Below are 18113 nucleotides of genomic sequence, written 5' to 3'. Positions count from 1 at the left end.
GAATGCCGTAGCGCTCTTGAGCCTCTTTATAACTCAACTCGCCTTTTTCGACCTGATCGACGACTGACAATTTAAAGGTCAGCGAGTAATCACGCTGACTGCGCCTTTTTCCTGAATTCATTACGCCCTCCTGAGATTGGGTCAGAAGGTGTAAACCTTATTCAGGACAAGACACAGGCACAAAAAAGGGCGACCGAAGTCGCCCTTTTTCTATGGTCGGACAGAACTTAGTTCTGTTTTTCCATTTGTGCACGCAACAGGTCGCCCAGAGTGGTAGGACCAGCAGCGATTTCAGAGGTAGCTGGCTTGTCGCGCAGGCTCTGAATGGCTTCTTTCTCTTCAGCATCGTCTTTCGACTTGATGGAGAGCTGGATTACGCGGCTCTTGCGGTCAACGCTGATGATCTTGGCTTCTACTTCTTCGCCTTCTTTCAGAACGTTACGCGCGTCTTCAACGCGGTCACGGCTGATTTCGGAGGCTTTCAGAGTCGCTTCGATATCGTCGGCCAGAGTGATGATGGCGCCTTTAGCGTCAACTTCTTTCACGATGCCTTTAACGATTGCGCCTTTGTCGTTCTCTTGAACGTACTCGGAGAACGGATCGCTTTCCAGTTGCTTGATACCCAGGGAGATGCGCTCGCGCTCTGGGTCAACCGACAGGATAACGGTGTCCAGCTCGTCGCCCTTCTTGAAGCGACGAACAGCTTCTTCGCCCACTTCGTTCCAGGAGATGTCGGACAGGTGAACCAGGCCGTCGATGCCGCCGTCCAGACCAATGAAGATACCGAAATCGGTGATCGACTTGATGGTGCCGGAGATTTTATCGCCCTTGTTGAACTGGCCAGAGAAATCTTCCCATGGGTTAGATTTGCACTGCTTGATGCCCAGAGAGATACGACGACGCTCTTCGTCGATGTCCAGAACCATAACTTCCACTTCGTCGCCGACTTGTACGACTTTCGAAGGGTGGATGTTCTTGTTGGTCCAGTCCATTTCGGAAACGTGTACCAGGCCTTCCACGCCTTCTTCCAGCTCAGCGAAGCAGCCGTAGTCGGTCAGGTTGGTAACACGCGCGGTAACGCGAGTGCTTTCTGGGTAACGAGCTTTGATAGCGACCCATGGATCTTCGCCCAGCTGCTTCAAGCCCAGGGAAACGCGGTTGCGCTCACGATCGTACTTCAGAACCTTGACATCGATCTCGTCGCCAACGTTGACGATTTCGGAAGGATGCTTGATACGTTTCCAAGCCATGTCGGTAATGTGCAGCAGGCCATCGACGCCACCCAGATCGACGAATGCGCCGTAATCGGTGAGGTTCTTGACGATACCTTTGACTTGTTGGCCTTCCTGCAGGGATTCCAGCAGAGCTTCACGCTCGGCGGAGTTCTCTGCTTCCAGGACGCTGCGACGGGAAACGACAACGTTGTTGCGCTTCTGGTCGAGCTTGATGACCTTGAATTCGAGTTCTTTGCCTTCCAGGTGCGTGGTGTCGCGCACAGGACGAACGTCGACCAAAGAACCTGGCAGGAACGCACGGATGCCGTTAACGTCGACAGTGAAGCCGCCTTTAACCTTACCGTTGATAACGCCCTTGACCACTTCTTCAGCTGCGAAGGCTGCTTCGAGAACAATCCAGCATTCAGCGCGCTTGGCTTTTTCACGGGACAGCTTGGTTTCACCGAAACCGTCTTCAACCGAGTCCAGAGCAACGTGAACTTCGTCACCGACATTGATAGTCAGGTCGCCAGCATCGTTGTAGAACTGTTCCAGCGGGATCAGAGCTTCAGACTTCAGACCAGCGTGAACGGTTACCCAGCGAGCTTGGTAATCGATATCAACGATAACACCGGTGATGATGGAGCCAGCCTGGAGGTTCAGGGTTTTTAGGCTTTCTTCAAAGAGTTCCGCAAAGCTTTCGCTCATTTTAATTCCTGTTGATGAGGGCGAAGAATACGCCCATCTCCACACCCCAGACGGTGTGGGTTAGTTTCAATTAGAAGAAGCACCCCAGGACTATGACTGGTCCCCTGCGGCCCTCTTGGTCACCCGGCGATATCGCGAATGGCGATTTCACTCAAGATGCGTTCCAGCACCTGCTCGATGGACAACTCCGTGGAATCCAGCTGTATGGCGTCAGCCGCCGGCTTAAGCGGGGCTACCGCACGCTGGGTATCACGCTCATCGCGTGCACGGATCTCATCTAGCAGACTCGACAGACTAACACCATCGACTTTGCCCTTCAACTGCAAGTAACGGCGACGAGCCCGCTCCTCGGCGCTGGCGGTCAGGAAAATCTTCAGCGGAGCCTCGGGAAACACCACCGTGCCCATGTCGCGACCGTCTGCCACTAGCCCCGGCGGCTCCTGGAATGCCCGCTGGCGCTGCAGCAGGGCATCACGCACGGCCGGCAGCGCGGCAACCTGGGAGGCCCAGGAGCCGACTTGTTCGTTGCGCAGGTCATCAGTCACATCATCCCCTTCAAGGATGATGCGCTGCGGATGACCTTCCGTCGCCCCGACGAACTGCACATCGAGGTGCGCCGCCAGCAGCTTCAGGGATTCTTCGTTGGTCAGGTCGACGCCATGGTTGCGTGCGGCAAACGCCAGCAGGCGGTACAGCGCGCCGGAATCCAGCAGGCACCAGCCCAGGCGCTTGGCCAGGATGCCGGCGATGGTGCCTTTGCCCGAGCCGCTTGGCCCGTCGATGGTAATCACCGGTGCTTTGATATTCACAATTGAGCCTCTTGGGCAACACGGATGCCGACTTGGGCACACAGTGTAAGAAAATTCGGAAAAGACGTAGCAACATTGGCGCAGTCACGGATGCGAATCGGCGCCGCCGCCCGCAGGGACGCCACGCTGAATGCCATGGCAATCCGGTGATCACCCTGGGCAAGGACTTCACCACCGCCCATCATCCCACCGTCAATGATAATCCCATCAGGGGTCGGTTCACACTTCACGCCCAGCGCCAGCAGACCATCGGCCATGACCTGGATACGGTCAGACTCCTTGACCCGCAGCTCTTGCGCACCGCGCAAGACGGTTCGGCCTTCAGCACAGGCGGCGGCAATAAACAGCACAGGAAATTCGTCGATCGCCAATGGCACCAGCGCTTCGGGGATCTCGATCCCTTTGAGCGTCGCCGCGCGAACGCGCAGATCGGCTACCGGCTCACCGCCTACCTCACGCTGATTTTCGAGGGTGATGTCCGCGCCCATCAGTCGCAGGATGTCGATAACGCCAGTGCGCGTCGGATTGATGCCGACATGCTCCAGCAACAGCTCTGAACCTGCGGCAATCGACGCGGCCACCAGGAAGAACGCCGACGACGAAATATCCCCCGGCACTTCAATATGGGTCGCCGTCAGCGCATGGCCCGACTCAACCGACGCCGTAGCGCCCTGCACCACCACCGGATACCCAAAGCCACGCAACATGCGCTCGGTGTGGTCACGGGTCGGCGCGGGCTCGGTCACTGCAGTTTTGCCCTCGGCGTACAACCCAGCCAGCAACAGGCAGGATTTGACCTGGGCACTGGCCATCGGCATTGAATAAGACACGCCTTTAAGCGCCTGGCCACCACGAATGGTCAGCGGCGGACGCCCTTCCGGCCCGGTCTCGATCACCGCACCCATTTCCCGCAGTGGCTTGGCTACACGGCTCATCGGGCGCTTGGACAGCGACGCATCGCCCGTCAACACGCTGTCGAAGCTTTGCGCAGCCAGCAACCCGGACAACAGGCGCATCGACGTGCCGGAGTTACCGAGGTAAATCGGCCCCGGCGCAGGCTTCAATCCATGCAGGCCCACGCCGTGGATAGTCACGCGACCGTGATGCGGCCCTTCAATCACCACGCCCATGTCGCGAAACGCCTGCAAGGTCGCCAGGGCATCTTCGCCCTCAAGGAAACCTTCGACTTCCGTCACGCCATCGGCCAAGGAACCGAGCATGATCGACCGATGGGAGATCGACTTGTCGCCCGGCACTCGGATACGCCCGCTCAAGCGGCCGCCCGGGTTGGCGATAAAGGTCAACTCATCGGCGTTCACAGCAGTTTCCATATAGGCCCGGCGAGCCAGGATCTTGCTGAAATGTTCACGCGCCACCCGCGCACGGGTGAACACGCCCAATAATTGATGGCCATCGCCGGCATCAACTGCGTCGCGCAAGGCGTCGAGGTCGCTGCGGAAGGTGTCCAGGGTGCGCAACACCGCTTCGCGATTGGCGAGGAAGATGTCGTGCCACATCACCGGGTCGCTGCCGGCGATCCGCGTGAAATCGCGGAAGCCACCGGCGGCGTAGCGGAAAATCTCGAGGTTCTCGTTGCGCTTGGCCAGGGAGTCCACCAGGCCAAATGCCAGCAGATGCGGCAAATGGCTGGTCGCGGCCAGCACTTCGTCGTGGCGCTCGACCTGCATGTGCTCGACATCCGCGCCGAGCTCGCGCCACAGGCGGTCCACCACGGCCAATGCGGCCGGGTCGGTTTGCTCCAGCGGCGTCAAAATCACTTTATGGCGGCGGAACAGCCGCGCATTGGACGCTTCCACCCCGCTCTGCTCGGAACCGGCAATCGGATGGCCCGGCACAAAACGTGGCGGCATGCTGCCAAACGCCCGCTGCGCCGCGCGCACCACATTGCCCTTGGCACTGCCGACGTCCGTGAGGATTGCCTGGCCCAAGTCCATGCCGGCCAATACCGCCAGCAATTTCTCCATCGCCAGGATCGGCACGGCCAGCTGGATCACGTCGGCACCCTGGCAAGCAATCGCCAGGTCTGCTTCACAGCGATCCACCACGCCCAGCTCAACCGCCAACTTGCGCGATTGCGGGTCCAGGTCCACGCCGACCACTTCACCGCACAGCCCGCTTTCACGCAGGCCCTTGGCGAAGGAGCCGCCGATCAACCCCAGACCAACCACCACCAGGCGACCGATCATAGGCACAGCAGGTTGCAGTGCAGTGACATCAACCACGAGCCAGAACCTTGGCCAGCGCCTCCAGGAAGCGGCTGTTTTCAGCCGGCAAGCCTATGGTGATGCGCAGGTGGTTCGGCATGCCGTAATTGGCCACCGGACGCACGATCACGCCTTCGCGCAGCAGGCCCTGGAATATCGGGGCAGCCACTTGAGCGAGGTCGACGCAGATGAAGTTGCCCTTGGACGGAATCCAGCCCAGGCCCAACTCACGGAAGCCTTCCTGCAGTTGCAGCATGCCGCTTTCGTTGATGCGGCGACCTTCTTCCAGGTACTCGGCGTCCTTCACCGCTGCACAGGCCGCCGCCAGGGCGAGGCTGTTGACGTTGAAGGGTTGGCGCACACGGTTCAGCACGTCAGCGACGACCGCTGTCGACAGGCCGTAGCCGACCCGCAGCGACGCCAGGCCATAAGCCTTGGAAAAGGTCCGCGATACCAGCAGGTTGGGGTAGGCCGCGAGGAAATCCAGGCCGTCCGGCAGGTCGCTGCCTTCGGCGTACTCGATGTAGGCCTCGTCCAGCACGACCAGCACGTTTTCCGGCACGTCCTGCAGGAATTCATTCAGCGCCTGCTCATCGAACCAGGTACCGGTCGGGTTGTTCGGGTTGGCAATGAACACCACGCGAGTCTGGGCGTCGATGGCTGCCAGCATGGCCGGCAGGTCGTGACCCCAATCCCTGGCAGGAATAACCCGCGCTTCGGCACCGACGGCCTGGGTAACGATCGGGTAGACCGCAAACGCATGCTCGCTGAACACCGCATTCAGGCCTGGCGCCAGGTAGGCACGGCCCACCAGCTCAAGAATGTCATTGGAACCGTTGCCCAGGGTGACCTGGTTCAGCTCCACTCGGCATTTTTCCGCCAACAAGGACTTGAGTGCAAAGCCGTTGCCGTCGGGATAACGGGTCAGCTCAGTCAGCTCTTCGCGAATCGCCGCCAATACCTTCGGGCTTGGGCCCAGCGGGTTCTCGTTACTCGCCAGCTTGACGATCTTCGCCGGATCCAGGTTCAGCTCACGCGCCAGCTCGTCTACAGGCTTGCCTGGAACGTAAGGCGACAGTTGTTGCACGCCCGGCTGAGCCAGTGCGAGGAAGTTGCCACTCATGTTAAAGCCTCACAAAACCGCTTTCGGGTAAGAGCCCAGCACCTTGAGTGCCACGGCCTCCTGACTGATTTTCTCCAGCACACCTTTGACCAGCGGGTCGCGATGGTGGCCGACGAAGTCGATAAAGAACACGTAGGTCCATTTACCGCTGCGCGAAGGGCGCGTCTCGATGCGCGTCAGGTCAATCCCGTTATCGTGGAACGGCACCAGCAGCTCATGCAGCGCGCCGGGCTTGTTGCTCATGGAAACGATGATCGAGGTCTTGTCGTCGCCGGTCGGCGGTACTTCCTGGCTGCCGATCATCAGGAAGCGCGTGGAGTTGTCCGGGCGATCCTCGATTTTTTCGGCCAGGCGCGTCAGGCCGTACAGGCCAGCGGCCATATCGCCGGCAATTGCCGCCGAATTCCACTCACCCTTGACCCGCTTCGCCGCCTCGGCGTTGCTGGAAACCGCCACGCGTTCGACATTCGGATAATGCGCGTCCAGCCACTTGCGGCACTGGGCCAGCGATTGGGCGTGGGAGTAGATACGGCTGATGCTGTCGGTCTTGGTATTTTCGCCCACCAACAGGTGGTGGTGAATGCGCAGCTCGACTTCGCCGCAGATCACCATGTCGTGCTCAAGGAAGCTGTCGAGCGTGTGGTTGACCGCGCCTTCGGTGGAGTTTTCCACCGGCACCACGCCAAAATTCACCGCACCGGCCGCCACTTCCCGGAACACTTCGTCGATTGCCGCCATCGGTTTGCTGATCACCGCGTGGCCGAAATGCTTCATGGCTGCTGCCTGGGTGAACGTGCCCTCAGGACCGAGGTAAGCCACTTTGAGCGGCTGTTCAAGCGCCAGGCACGAGGACATGATTTCACGGAACAACCGCGCCATATCTTCGTTACCCAATGGCCCTTTGTTGCGCTCCATCACGCGCTTGAGCACCTGGGCTTCACGCTCAGGCCGGTAAAAAACCGGCACTTCGCCTTCCGCCAGGGACGCCATCTTCACCCGCGCCACTTCCTGGGCACACCGAGCGCGCTCACTGATCAGCTCCAGGACTTTCTCGTCCAGGCTGTCAATGCGCACGCGCAGGGCCTTGAGCTCTTGTTCAGACATTAGCCGTGTTCCTTTTCGAACTCTGCCATGTAGGCAACCAGCGCGTTGATCGCGTGGATGTCGACAGCGTTGTAGATGGAGGCGCGCATGCCACCCACCGAACGGTGGCCCTTGAGGTTCAGCAGGCCGCGCGCCTCGGCACCGGCCAGGAATGGCTTGTCCAGACGGTCATCGGCCAGGCGGAACGGCACGTTCATCCACGAGCGGTCCGGCACGTTGATCGGGTTGCTGTACAGGCCGCTGGCGTCGATGAAGTCGTACAGGGTGCGCTTCTTCTCTTCGTTGAGCTTGCCCATGGCGGCGACACCGCCCTGCTCTTTCAGCCACTCGAACACCAGGCCCGACAGGTACCAGGCGAACGCCGGCGGGGTGTTGTACATCGAGCCGTTGTCGGCCGCGACCTTGTAGTTGAGCATGGTCGGGCACAGCGAACGCGCGCGACCCAGCAGGTCTTCACGGATGATGTTGACCAGGATGCCGCTCGGGCCGATGTTCTTCTGTGCGCCGGCGTAGATCATGCCGTATTGAGACACGTCGATTGGGCGCGAGAGGATGTCCGAGGACATGTCGCACACCAGCGGAACATCACCCACTTCAGGCACCCAGTCGAATTCCAGGCCGCCAATGGTCTCGTTCTGCACGTAGTGCACGTAGGCCGCGTCTTTCGACAGCTTCCATTCGTTCTGACCTGGAATCGCGAAGTAGTCGTAGGGCTTGGCGGTACCGGCCACATTAACGTTGCCGTAGCGCGAAGCTTCCTCAATGGCTTTCTGCGACCAGATACCGGTGTCGATATAGTCGGCGGTGCCGTCTTCGGGCAGCAGGTTCAGCGGCAGCTGGGCAAACTGCTGGCTCGCGCCGCCTTGCAGGAACAGCACCTTGTAGTCGGATGGGATGTCCATCAAGTCGCGCAGGTCCTGCTCGGCCTTGGTGGCAATGGACACGAACTCATCGCTGCGATGGCTCATTTCCATCACGGAGAGGCCTTTTCCATGCCAGTCGAGGAGTTCACCCTGCGCACGCTGCAGGACTGCTTCAGGAAGCGCCGCGGGACCGGCACAGAAGTTATAGGCTCTCTTGCTCACATCCAATCTCTCTAATCTGGTGGGACTGAAATCAAACACTGTAGTAGCGAGCTTGCTCGCGAAAAACCCGAGAGCGCAAGGGCGCATCGGCAGCCCGCGTTATCGTTGGCGATTTTCGCGAGCAAGCTCGCTCCTACAGAGGGCGGCGTTGTTATTTCAAAGGGGACAAACAACAAGGGGGCGAATCTTCATCCGCCCCCTGTGTGTCCGCTTATTCCTGCGGTTCTTCTTCGTCTGCAGCAGCGTCGAGGGTTGGCTCGTCGACGTTGTCATCGCCAGTTGCGATCACCTCGCCGTCGAAGCCTTCACCTTCAAGCTCGTCGCCTTCCAGCTCCTCGCCTTCGACTTCCGAAGGTTCCTGCACACGCTCCAGGCCGACCAGTTTTTCGTCCTTGGCCAGCTTGATCAAGGTCACGCCCTGAGTGTTACGGCCCAGGCTCGACACTTCAGCGACACGGGTACGCACCAGAGTGCCCTGGTCGGAAATCAGCATGATTTCCTCGCCATCAAGCACCTGGACCGCGCCGACCAGACGGCCGTTGCGGTCGTTGCTGACCATGGCGATAACGCCCTGGCCGCCACGCTTGTACTCCGGGAACTCGCTGATGGCAGTCCGCTTGCCATAACCACGCTCGGAAGCGGTGAGGATCTGGCTGCCTTCTTCCGGGATCAGCATCGAAATCAGCTTCTGCCCTTCCGGCAGGCGCATGCCGCGAACACCGCGGGCGGTACGGCCCATGGCGCGAACGTCGGATTCCTTGAAGCGCGTAACCTTGCCGCCGTCGGAGAACAGCATGACTTCGCGCTCGCCATCGGTGATAGCGGCGGAGATCAGTACGTCGCCCTCATCCAGCTCCAGGGCGATCAGGCCCACGCTGCGTTGACGACTGAAGGATTCCAGCGGGGTCTTCTTCACGGTGCCTTTGGCGGTCGCCATGAAGATGAAGTGACCTTCGGTGTATTCGTCGACCGGCAGCATGGTGGTGATGTATTCATCACTGTCCAGTGGCAGCAGGTTGACCAACGGACGGCCACGGGCGGCGCGGGAGGCTTCCGGGATTTCGTAGGTTTTCAGCCAGTACACCTTGCCCTTGCTGGAGAACAGCAGCAGCGTGGTGTGGCTATTGGCGACCAGCAGGTGAGCGATGTAGTCCTCATCCTTCACGCCGGTAGCCGATTTACCTTTACCGCCACGACGCTGGGCCTGGTACGCAGCCAATGGCTGGGTCTTGGCGTAGCCACCGTGGGAGATGGTCACGACGCGCTCTTCTTCCGGGATCATGTCACCCAGGGTCAGGTCGAGACGAGCATCGAGAATTTCGGTGCGGCGCACATCGCCATATTCGGCGCGGATCACTTCCAGTTCTTCGCGGATCACTTCCATCAGGCGCACAGCGCTGTTGAGGATGCGGATCAGCTCGCCGATCTGGTTGAGGATCTCCTGGTACTCGGCCAGCAGCTTCTCGTGCTCCAGACCGGTCAGGCGGTGCAGGCGCAGTTCCAGGATGGCCTGGGCTTGCTCAGGCGACAGGAAGTACTTGCCTTCGCGCAGACCGTATTGCGGGTCCAGGGTCTCTGGACGGCACGAATCGGCACCGGCGCGTTCAACCATCGCCACAACGGCGCTGGATTCCCACGGCATCTTGATCAGCGCTTCCTTGGCTTCCGACGGGGTCGGCGAAGCCTTGATCAGGGCGATGACCGGGTCGATGTTCGACAGCGCAACTGCCTGGCCTTCCAGGATGTGGCCGCGTTCGCGGGCCTTGCGCAGTTCGAACACAGTACGGCGGGTGACCACTTCGCGGCGGTGACGGACGAAGGCTTCCAGCAGATCCTTGAGGTTCAGGATGCGCGGACGGCCGTCGATCAGGGCCACGACGTTGATACCAAACACGCTTTGCAGCTGGGTCTGGGCGTAAAGGTTGTTGAGGATCACCTCAGGCACTTCGCCACGACGCAGCTCGATCACTACGCGCATACCGTCTTTGTCGGACTCGTCGCGCAGTTCGGTGATGCCTTCGAGCTTCTTCTCTTTAACCAGCTCGGCGATCTTCTCGATCAGACGCGCCTTGTTCAACTGGTAAGGGAGTTCGGTGATGACGATCTGCTGGCGGCCACCGACCTTGTCGATGTCTTCGATCATCGAGCGGGCGCGCATGTAAATGCGGCCACGACCGGTGCGGTAGGCTTCGATGATACCGGCGCGACCGTTGATGATCGCGGCGGTCGGGAAGTCCGGACCTGGGATGTATTGCATCAGCTCATCGATGGTCAACTCAGGGTTGTCGATGAGCGCCAGGCAACCGTCGATGACTTCACCGAGGTTGTGCGGCGGGATGTTGGTGGCCATGCCCACGGCGATACCGCTGGAGCCGTTGACCAGCAGGTTGGGAATACGGGTTGGCATGACAGCCGGGATCATTTCGGTGCCGTCGTAGTTCGGCACCCAGTCCACGGTTTCTTTATGCAGGTCGGCCAGCAGCTCGTGCGCCAGCTTGGTCATGCGTACTTCGGTATATCGCATGGCGGCGGCGTTGTCGCCATCGACCGAACCGAAGTTGCCCTGGCCGTCTACCAGCAGGTAGCGCAGGGAAAACGGCTGGGCCATCCGAACGATGGTGTCGTACACCGCAGTGTCGCCGTGAGGGTGATACTTACCGATCACGTCACCGACAACACGGGCAGATTTCTTGTACGGCTTGTTCCAGTCGTTACCCAGCTCGCTCATCGCGAACAGCACACGCCGGTGCACGGGCTTCAAGCCATCGCGCGCATCAGGCAGTGCCCGACCGACAATTACGCTCATCGCGTAGTCGAGGTAGGACTGTTTCAGCTCGTCTTCGATATTGACCGGGAGGATTTCTTTGGCCAGTTCGCCCATGAGAAGCCTGATTCCTTTTTCGGGTGAAACCTCGTCACATCCATATGGGACGAACGAAGCTCGCCGCTGCCGGCGTGGTGCCTGACAACGACTTACGACAAATCAACGAGTTATGACACGGATCTGCACGTTAAAGGTCGCCCCTCGGGGCGACCCTGGAAACCGCCGGATGTTATCACAATCGCCGCCACGCACCTATCCCCCTGATGCGCATGGAGCATAGTAAGTTGACGGATGACAGGCTTGAGGGCGACGAGAGAGGCTCAGAAGCGGATGGGTACTATTTTTCGAGGGCAGATCCGAGGGTTTTATTGACTTTCAAGGCCAATCGGGAGCAAGCCCCCTCCCACACTTAACGGTGAACACATTCAAAATGTGCGAGGAGGCTTGCTCCCGATAGCGATTTCACAGACGCCACAACCCTCAATGCAGCCGCTTACGGCACATCAACTTGGCTATTTTGGCGGTATCTGGTCGTTCGACGATGCCTTTTTCGGTCACGATCACGTCGATCAGGTCCGCAGGAGTCACGTCAAACACCGGGTTGTAGGCCTTCACTTCAGCGGCAAAACGCTGGCCGGCAACTTCCAGTAACTCACCCACATCGCGCTCTTCAAGCGCTACGTCGTCGCCAGAGGCCATCATCAAGTCGAGGGTCGAACTCGGCGCCACCACCATGAAGCGCACGCCGTGGTGCATGGCACACACGGCCAATTGATAGGTGCCGATCTTGCTGATCACATCGCCATTGGCCGCGATGCAGTCGGCACCGACAATTACCCAGGTCACGCCCTTGGTCTTGAGGATATGCGCGCCGGCCGAATCTGCGTTGACCGTGACCGGGATGCCCTCGCCCGCCAATTCCCAGGCCGTCAGCCGCGAGCCGTGCAACCACGGGCGGGTTTCGTTGGCGTAGACCTGCTCGACCAAACCCTCCAGGAAGGCACCGCGAATCACACCGAGGGCCGTGCCGACACCTCCCGTCGCCAGGGCGCCTGCGTTGCCATGGGTCAGGATTGCCTGGGCGTTGCCCTGGTGTTTGCGAATCCGTTCGACGCCCAGTTGAGCCATCACGAGATTGGCTTCCCGATCACTTTCATGGATCGCGATGGCTTCGGCTTCCAGCACCACCAGCGGGTCGGCGTGCTTCTTGACGCGATCCAGACGATCGCGCATGCGCTTGAGCGCCCAGAACAGGTTCGACGCGGTGGGGCGAGTATCGGCTAACAGTGCGTAGTCTTCTTCCCACGCAGCTTGCCAGTCGCCGCCCTCGGCAACCCGATGACGAGCAGCGAGCACCAGGCCATACGCGGCAGTGATGCCGATGGCCGCCGCGCCGCGCACGGTCATCGAGCGAATGGCCGCGGCGACTTCTTCTACCGTCGAGCACACCACCCAGCTTTCCCGGGACGGCAACGCACGCTGATCGAGCAGGTGCAGTGCGCCATCACGCCAATCGATGGCCTTCACTTTCTCCGCTGCCAACAGTCGATCGCGCATCCCTCACCCCGTACTCATGAACAAAAGCCGCCGATTATAGCGATCCGCCAGCCTGGACGCTCGGGTATACTTCGCCCTTCTTTTATAGCTGCCCCGGAAGAAGCCTGCGATGACCGCCACTGCCGCCCCGCTCGACTTGCTGTTGCTGCCAACCTGGCTGGTACCTGTCGAGCCCGCCGGCGTAGTGCTTAAAGAGCATGGCCTGGGTATTCGCGACGGGCGCATTGCCTTTATCGGGCCACGGGCGGCGGCGTTGAAGCTTTCGGCCAGCGAAGTGCGCGAGCTGCCGGGCATGCTGCTCAGCCCCGGCCTGATCAACGCCCACGGGCATGCGGCGATGAGCCTGTTTCGCGGTCTCGCCGACGACTTGCCGCTGATGACCTGGCTGGAAAAACACATCTGGCCCGCCGAAGCCAAGTGGGTCGACGAAGCCTTCGTGCGCGACGGCACCGACCTCGCCATCGCCGAACAGCTCAAGGGCGGCATCACCTGCTTCTCCGACATGTATTTCTACCCCAAGGTCGCCAGCGACTGCGTACACAACAGCGGCATGCGCGCGCAGATCGCGATTCCGATCCTCGACTTCCCGATTCCCGGCGCCAGCAACGCCGATGAGGCGATTCGCCAGGGCATCGAGCTGTTCGGCGACCTCAAGCAGCACCCGCGCATCAAGATCACGTTCGGCCCCCACGCGCCCTACACCGTGAGCGATGACAACCTGGAAAAGATCCGCGTGATCGCCGAAGAGCTGGACGCCGCGATCCATATGCACGTGCACGAAACCGCCTTTGAGGTACAGCAAGCCGTCGAGCAGACCGGCGAGCGGCCATTGGCCCGCCTGGGTCGCCTTGGGTTGCTGGGCCCGCGTTTCCAGGCCGTTCATATGACCCAAATCAGCGAGGATGACCTGGCTTTGCTGGTAGAAAGCAACACCAGCGTCATCCATTGTCCGGAATCGAACCTGAAACTGGCCAGTGGCTTCTGCCCGGTGGAGCGTCTGTGGCAGGCTGGCATCAATGTGGCCATAGGCACCGACGGCGCCGCCAGCAACAATGACCTGGACCTGCTGGGCGAAACCCGCACGGCTGCGATGCTGGCCAAGGCCGTCGCCGGCTCGGCCACCGCCCTGGATGCGCACCGAGCCCTGCGCATGGCTACGCTCAATGGTGCCCGCGCCATGGGCCTGGAGAGCGAAATCGGTTCGCTGGAGATCGGCAAGGCGGCAGACATGGTGGCCTTCGATCTTTCAGGGCTGGCGCAACAACCGATCTACGATCCGGTCTCACAGCTTATATATGCCACCGGACGCGATTGCGTGAAACACCTTTGGGTCGCCGGCAAGCAGTTGCTCGACGACCGGCAATTGACCCGCATGGATGAACAACAGTTGACCGCCACGGCTATTGCCTGGGGCCAACGCATCAGCGGGCACAGCGAATAACGCCGGTGCCGGACCCGCGTGTTCGGCACCGACCAATCGATTTATCAGATTTAGAGGATTCACCATGAGCAACGTCGACCACGCCGAAATCGCCAAATTCGAAGCCCTCGCGCACCGCTGGTGGGACCGCGAAAGCGAGTTCAAGCCCCTGCACGACATCAACCCGCTGCGGGTCAACTGGATTGACGAGCGCGTCAACCTGGCCGGCAAGAAGGTACTCGACGTCGGTTGCGGCGGCGGCATCCTCAGCGAAGCCATGGCCCAGCGCGGCGCTACCGTGATGGGTATCGACATGGGCGAAGCGCCGCTGGCCGTGGCCCAGTTGCACCAGCTGGAATCCGGCGTGAGCGTGGAGTACCGCCAGATCACCGCCGAAGACCTGGCCATCGAGTTGCCCGAGCAATTCGACGTGGTTACCTGCCTGGAGATGCTGGAACACGTGCCAGACCCGTCGTCGGTGATCCGTGCCTGCTTCCGCATGGTCAAGCCGGGCGGCCAGGTGTTTTTCTCCACCATCAACCGTAATCCGAAGGCCTACCTGTTCGCGATCATCGGCGCCGAATACATCATGAAGCTGCTGCCGCGCGGCACCCATGACTTCAAGAAATTCATCCGCCCGTCCGAGCTGGGCGCCTGGAGCCGTCAGGCCGGGCTGACCGTCAAGGACATCATCGGCCTGACCTACAACCCGCTGACCAAGCACTACAAGCTGGCCAGCGACGTGGACGTCAACTACATGATCCAGACACTGCGCGAGGAGTAAGCCTGTGAAGTTGCGAGCGGTTCTCTTCGATATGGACGGTACCCTGCTGGACACCGCGCCGGACTTTATCGCCATCTGTCAGGCCATGCGTGCCGACCGTGGCTTGGCGCCGATCAACGACCAGCACATTCGCGATGAAATCTCCGGTGGCGCGCGGGCGATGGTCGCCGTGACCTTTTCAATGGACCCGGAATCGCCAGGCTTTGAAGAACTGCGCCAGGAATTCCTGGAGCGTTACCTCAAGGGCTGCGCGATCCACAGCAAGTTATTCGACGGCATGGAAGAACTGCTGGCAGACATCGAGAAGTCCAAACTGATCTGGGGCGTGGTCACCAACAAGCCGCTGCGCTTTGCCGAGCCGATCATGCAGCAGTTGGGTTTGGCCGAGCGTTCGGCATTGCTGATTTGCCCGGACCACGTGAAGAACAGCAAGCCAGACCCGGAGCCGTTGATCCTCGCGTGCAAGATGCTCGACCTGGACCCGGCCAGCGTGCTGTTCGTCGGTGATGACCTGCGCGACATCGAGTCCGGCCGCGACGCCGGCACCCGCACGGCGGCGGTCACCTACGGCTACATCCACCCGGACGACAACCCACGCCATTGGGGCGCGGATGTGGTGGTGGATCACCCGCTGGAATTGCGCAAGGTGCTGGATAACGCACTGTGCAGTTGCTGATTGCTCAGCGATTTTGCTGACCTATGAAGATCCCCTGTGGGAGGGGGCTTGCTCCCTCCCACAGGGGATCCTCGGTGTTTTCAAGTTCGGTGTTGGCAACCTGTTGAATTTTTCGAGGCTATTTATGTTTGATTACTCCGCACGTCCAGAACTGCTCAAAGGCCGGGTCATCCTGGTGACCGGTGCCGGTCGCGGGATTGGCGCGGCAGCGGCGAAAACCTATGCCGCCCATGGCGCTACTGTGCTGTTGCTGGGCAAGACCGAAGCCAACCTGGCTCAGGTCTATGACGAAATCGAAGCCGCCGGCCAGCCACAGCCAGTGGTGATCCCGTTCAACCTGGAGACCGCCCTGCCCCATCAATACGATGAGCTGGCAGCGATGATCGAAAAGGAATTCGGCCACCTCGACGGCCTGCTGCACAACGCGTCGATCATCGGCCCACGCACGCCGATCGAACAATTGTCCGGTGAGAATTTCATGCGGGTGATGCATGTGAACGTCAACGCGATGTTCATGCTGACCAGCACCTTGCTGCCACTGCTCAAGCTGTCCCAGGATGCGTCGGTGGTGTTCACCTCCAGCAGTGTCGGGCGCAAGGGCCGGGCGTATTGGGGGGCTTACGGTGTGTCGAAGTTTGCCACTGAGGGCTTGATGCAGACCCTGGCTGATGAGCTCGAAGACGTGGCAGCGGTTCGCTCAAACAGTATCAACCCGGGCGGCACGCGCACCAGCATGCGAGCCCAGGCGTATCCGGGGGAAAACCCGATGGAAAGGCCTGCGCCGGAAGAGATCATGCCGGTGTACCTGTACCTGATGGGCCCGGACAGTACGGGCATCAGTGGGCAGGCGTTTGATGCGCAGTAAGCCTAAAAGCAAACTGCGCCCTTTTGTGGCGAGCGGGCTTGCCCCGCGTTGGGCTGCGAAGCAGCCCCAAAACCAGCCACCTCGGCCTGCCTGACACACCGCGCAGGCCTTGATGGGGCTGCTGCGCAGCCCAACGCGGGGCAAGCCCGCTCGCCACAGGAAGCCCGCCCGCAAGGCGAGTCCCGTGTTGTTGGGTTAGCGGGTTTAGTTTTTGACCACTTCCTCAAGCGTGAAACGCCCCAACGGGTTTTGCAGGAAGTTGCTCACGTTCTTGCGTGAGATGTTGATGTACGGGCTGTAGTACAGGTCGATCCAGTTCACATCCTGTTTCGCCAGTTTCTGCAGTTCGACGTACATCTGCTCACGCTTGGCCGGGTCGGCCTCGATGCGCGCCGCTGCCACCAGGTCTTTGACCTTGTCGTTCTTGTAGCGGGTCATGTAGTTCTGGTTAGTGTCGTGGCCCAGCACGAAGGTGGTCTTCTGGTCCGGGTCGAGGATGTCGTTGGTCCAGTACATCACCGAAATATCGTACTCACCGTCCACCAGCATCTGCCAGCTTTGAGTCGGGTCGACTTTCTGCAGGTTGGCGGTCACGCCGACCTTGGCCAACTGGTCCTTGATGATCACCGCAATCTGCTCGTCGGCTTCGTTGCCGGCGTTGACCACGTAGTTGAGCTTCAAGTCCTTGGCACCGGCGTCGGCCAGTAGTTTCCTGGCGGCGGTCGGGTCATACGGGCGTTGCAGGTTGTTGGCGTAGTGGAACAACGAGCCTTTCGGGATGTAGGAATAGGCCACAGTGCCTTGACCGTAAGTGGCCGTTTTCACCAGCGACTGTTTGTCGATGGCCATGTCCAGCGCCTCACGCACTTCCTGCTTGGCCAGCAGACCGTGGGCGTGGTTGATCAGCAGGTGATCTTCACGGGTGGACGGGTCGGAGTGGATGACCACGTTCTTGTCTTTTTTCAGCTCTTCAACGCGGGAAAACGGTACGAAGATCGCCGTGTCCAGCTCGTTGTTCTGCACCATGCGCATGCGCGTGTTGTCGTCGGTGACCGACACCCATTCCACGCCATCCAGGCTCACGTTTTTGGCCTGCCAGAAGTTCGGGTTCTTCTTCAGGATCACCCGATCCCCCTTGCGCCACTCGTCTACCGTAAACGCGCCGGACGTCACCGGGTTTTCCGAGTAGGCGTCTTCGCCCATCTTGGTCATGGCCTTTTCCGACAGGATCGACACCGTCGGTGAAGCCAGTTGCGAGAGGAAGGCGACCGCCGGGGTTTTCAGGGTGACGACGAGGGTTCGCGGATCCGCTGCCTTGGCCGTATTGATCAGGCTGAACGGGTCGCTCCACAGCGAAGCCTTGTTGTCGCGAATGCGCAACAGGCTGAACGCCGCGTCCTCAGCGGTGATCGGCGAGCCATCAGAGAACTTCGCATCACGCAGCTTGAAGGTGTAGGTCAGGCCGTCCTTGGAAATCTCCCAGCTTTCTGCCAGCCCCGGCTCCATCTTGGTGCCTAGGTTGTTCACGCGAACCAGGGTGTCGTAGACGTTGGCGAATACCCAGGTGTCGCGGTTTTGCGCGCTTTTGATCGGGTCGAACGTGGTGCTGTCTTCACGGCAACCGATGGTCAGGACGCCGGCGGCCTGGGCGAACCCGGCAGTCAGCGACCAGGCGGTCAACGTAGCAGCGGCGAGCAACTTCAAGTGACTGGATTGCAT

13 protein-coding genes are annotated in these 18113 nt (G+C 60.4%); 4 read left to right on the top strand and 9 right to left on the bottom strand.

Annotation, left to right across the window (positions count from 1 at the left end; translation table 11 throughout):
• Positions 1–227: 227 nt before the first annotated feature.
• The 8 genes from rpsA to mtnA form a co-directional block, all read right to left on the bottom strand.
• The gene (gene rpsA, locus ACR52_RS03305; protein WP_048720445.1) at positions 228–1922 is read right to left on the bottom strand and encodes a 30S ribosomal protein S1; all 1695 of its coding nucleotides are present in this window, start codon (positions 1920–1922) and stop codon (positions 228–230) included.
• Between the two features lie 119 nt (positions 1923–2041).
• Positions 2042–2731 (bottom strand): (d)CMP kinase, encoded by a 690-nt coding sequence (gene cmk / locus ACR52_RS03300; protein WP_003172653.1) that lies wholly within the window; start codon positions 2729–2731, stop codon positions 2042–2044.
• Positions 2728–4938: a bifunctional prephenate dehydrogenase/3-phosphoshikimate 1-carboxyvinyltransferase gene (locus ACR52_RS03295; RefSeq protein ID WP_048720492.1), complete on the bottom strand. Its 2211-nt coding sequence runs from the start codon at positions 4936–4938 to the stop codon at positions 2728–2730. Before ACR52_RS03295 ends, cmk begins: the two co-directional genes overlap by 4 nt.
• Before the next feature lie 28 nt (positions 4939–4966).
• Positions 4967–6079, bottom strand: a complete 1113-nt coding sequence (gene hisC, locus ACR52_RS03290) for a histidinol-phosphate transaminase (RefSeq protein WP_048720439.1) — start codon at positions 6077–6079, stop codon at positions 4967–4969.
• Between the two features lie 9 nt (positions 6080–6088).
• On the bottom strand, positions 6089–7183 hold the full coding sequence (gene pheA, locus ACR52_RS03285; protein WP_048720437.1) for a prephenate dehydratase: 1095 nt from the start codon (positions 7181–7183) through the stop codon (positions 6089–6091).
• A complete protein-coding gene (gene serC / locus ACR52_RS03280) occupies positions 7183–8268 on the bottom strand; it encodes a 3-phosphoserine/phosphohydroxythreonine transaminase (protein WP_048720436.1) in 1086 nt (361 codons plus the stop codon). Before serC ends, pheA begins: the two co-directional genes overlap by 1 nt.
• A 211-nt stretch (positions 8269–8479) precedes the next feature.
• Positions 8480–11149: a DNA gyrase subunit A gene (gene gyrA, locus ACR52_RS03275; protein ID WP_048720434.1), complete on the bottom strand. Its 2670-nt coding sequence runs from the start codon at positions 11147–11149 to the stop codon at positions 8480–8482.
• 423 nt (positions 11150–11572) lie between these two features.
• A complete protein-coding gene (gene mtnA / locus ACR52_RS03270; RefSeq protein WP_048720431.1) occupies positions 11573–12649 on the bottom strand; it encodes an S-methyl-5-thioribose-1-phosphate isomerase in 1077 nt (358 codons plus the stop codon).
• Between the two features lie 109 nt (positions 12650–12758).
• On the opposite strand from mtnA, the gene ACR52_RS03265 reads away from it, so the two are divergent.
• The 4 genes from ACR52_RS03265 to ACR52_RS03250 all read left to right on the top strand — a co-directional run bounded on the left by ACR52_RS03265 (position 12759) and on the right by ACR52_RS03250 (position 16394).
• The gene (locus ACR52_RS03265; protein ID WP_048720430.1) at positions 12759–14090 is read left to right on the top strand and encodes a TRZ/ATZ family hydrolase; all 1332 of its coding nucleotides are present in this window, start codon (positions 12759–12761) and stop codon (positions 14088–14090) included.
• Between the two features lie 64 nt (positions 14091–14154).
• Positions 14155–14853: a bifunctional 2-polyprenyl-6-hydroxyphenol methylase/3-demethylubiquinol 3-O-methyltransferase UbiG gene (gene ubiG, locus ACR52_RS03260; RefSeq protein ID WP_048720428.1), complete on the top strand. Its 699-nt coding sequence runs from the start codon at positions 14155–14157 to the stop codon at positions 14851–14853.
• 4 nt (positions 14854–14857) lie between these two features.
• On the top strand, positions 14858–15529 hold the full coding sequence (gene mupP, locus ACR52_RS03255) for an N-acetylmuramic acid 6-phosphate phosphatase MupP (protein ID WP_048720426.1): 672 nt from the start codon (positions 14858–14860) through the stop codon (positions 15527–15529).
• Positions 15530–15653: 124 nt separating this feature from the next.
• Positions 15654–16394, top strand: a complete 741-nt coding sequence (locus ACR52_RS03250) for a YciK family oxidoreductase (RefSeq protein WP_048720423.1) — start codon at positions 15654–15656, stop codon at positions 16392–16394.
• A 204-nt stretch (positions 16395–16598) separates the two neighbouring features.
• Here ACR52_RS03250 and ACR52_RS03245 read toward each other — a convergent pair whose 3' ends face one another.
• Positions 16599–18113: an ABC transporter substrate-binding protein gene (locus tag ACR52_RS03245; protein ID WP_048720421.1), complete on the bottom strand. Its 1515-nt coding sequence runs from the start codon at positions 18111–18113 to the stop codon at positions 16599–16601.

The sequence above is a fragment of the Pseudomonas fildesensis genome, assembly GCF_001050345.1.
In the GTDB taxonomy this organism is placed as follows: domain Bacteria; phylum Pseudomonadota; class Gammaproteobacteria; order Pseudomonadales; family Pseudomonadaceae; genus Aquipseudomonas; species Aquipseudomonas fildesensis.
The sequence above is the reverse complement of the archived record's forward strand: the minus strand, read 5'-3'. Positions and strand labels throughout refer to the sequence as shown.